The organism is Fusobacterium sp. DD2 (assembly GCF_018205345.1).
In the GTDB taxonomy this organism is placed as follows: domain Bacteria; phylum Fusobacteriota; class Fusobacteriia; order Fusobacteriales; family Fusobacteriaceae; genus Fusobacterium_A.
On the sequence record NZ_JADRHM010000122.1, the window covers coordinates 1 to 1,456 of the forward strand.

Consider the following 1,456-nt stretch of genomic DNA (forward strand, 5'->3'; position numbering starts at 1 on the left):
TGCTGGAGCAGAGCTTTAGTCAAATCTTATTCTTCATCTTTTTTAATAATCTTAAGTGCTATTAATTTATCATAGTTTTTTTCTATAAACTCATCTGTAATTCTACAAGATTCAACTTTTGAAACTACAGGAACAGAAAATCCTATATAGTTAATATCGATATCCTGATCTGTAAGTTCAAACTTTTCTCCATTTTTTAAAGCAAGAGCAAAAAGCTCCATATCAAATCCTTTTCTGTATTCACCGATATTTTTTCTCATAGTAACACCTTCCCCTCTCTTATACAAACAAATAAAAAATTACCAATTAATTTTTTTATATTATATAGATTTATTGCAATTTTGGCAAGATTATTCGCTCTTAATATTTTTACAAATTACAAGAACATATATTTTTTGTACTTTATTATCATCTCTTAAGTGTTCACAAAGCCCTCTCAAAGTGGCTCCAGTACTGTATAAATCATCTACTAAAAGGATATTTCCTTTCTTTGTAAGATTTCTCTCTTTAGTAATACTGTTTTTAAAAAGTTCAAGTTTTTTCTCAGCTGGAAGAGCTTTTATCTCCTCAGGAGTCAATTTTCTAAAGAAATCCAAAGATATAGGTTTATTAAGTTCCTCTCCCATATGCTGAACTATTTGGAAAAGTGGTTGTGTAGTTCTCTCTCTGCTAGGTGGAGTAGCTATTATCCCATCTATCTCATCTTCAATTTTCCATGTATTTTTTATAAAATCAACTGCAATATGAGCTATCTCAGCTGCATTTTTATACTCTTTATGGTATTTAAGCCCATTCATAAGTTTTCCAAGCTCACTATACTTTACATCAAAAATAGGATATCCAAATATATCTTCACCTTTATATTTGCTCTCTAACATAAAATAGTCCAGTATATACCCTTCATTCCAGTTTCCATCTATCTTCATTGGATTTATATTTAATATAGAATTTATATTTATCATAACTCCTCCTAAATTTTCTTTTTAGTTCTACTAAAATTATACCATTTTTAATGGCTAAAAATCAAATAAAGTGTTTTATTTTTTTTCGTTTTTTTTATAATAATTACTCTTTTATTCTGTTTTTATAAAAAAAGACTTGCTATTGTGGTTGTATTGCGGTATAATTAGTTTAATTGTTCATGGTTGCTGAATTTGTTAAAATTCTACTATTCTGAACGAGAAGTTTTTATTTTTTTGGAGGTTATAAAATGTTAAAAGGGACAGTTAAATGGTTTAACAAGGAAAAAGGATTTGGTTTTTTAACTAGTGATGAGGGTGCAGATTATTTCGTACACTTCACTGGAATAGTAGGAGATGGGTTTAGAAGTCTAGAAGAAGGACAAGCAGTAACTTTTGAAGTAACAGAAGGAAAAAAAGGGCCAATGGCTGTAGATGTAAAAACTGCTTAATTTCATCTTTAATATAAAAATTAATTTTTTACCAAAAATAAAGGG

General features: G+C 28.4%; 3 protein-coding genes. 1 reads left to right on the top strand and 2 read right to left on the bottom strand.

The features are described 5' to 3' along the window. Positions 1-26: 26 nt before the first annotated feature. A complete protein-coding gene (locus IX290_RS11360; protein WP_211493304.1) occupies positions 27-260 on the bottom strand; it encodes a hypothetical protein in 234 nt (77 codons plus the stop codon). Positions 261-350: 90 nt separating this feature from the next. Next, a complete protein-coding gene (locus tag IX290_RS11365; RefSeq protein ID WP_211493305.1) occupies positions 351-962 on the bottom strand; it encodes a ComF family protein in 612 nt (203 codons plus the stop codon). 248 nt (positions 963-1,210) lie between these two features. On the opposite strand from IX290_RS11365, the gene IX290_RS11370 reads away from it, so the two are divergent. Beyond that, positions 1,211-1,411 carry a cold-shock protein gene (locus IX290_RS11370; protein WP_211493306.1) on the top strand — a complete coding sequence of 67 codons (201 nt, stop codon included), beginning with the start codon at positions 1,211-1,213 and terminating at the stop codon, positions 1,409-1,411. Positions 1,412-1,456: the final 45 nt, after the last annotated feature.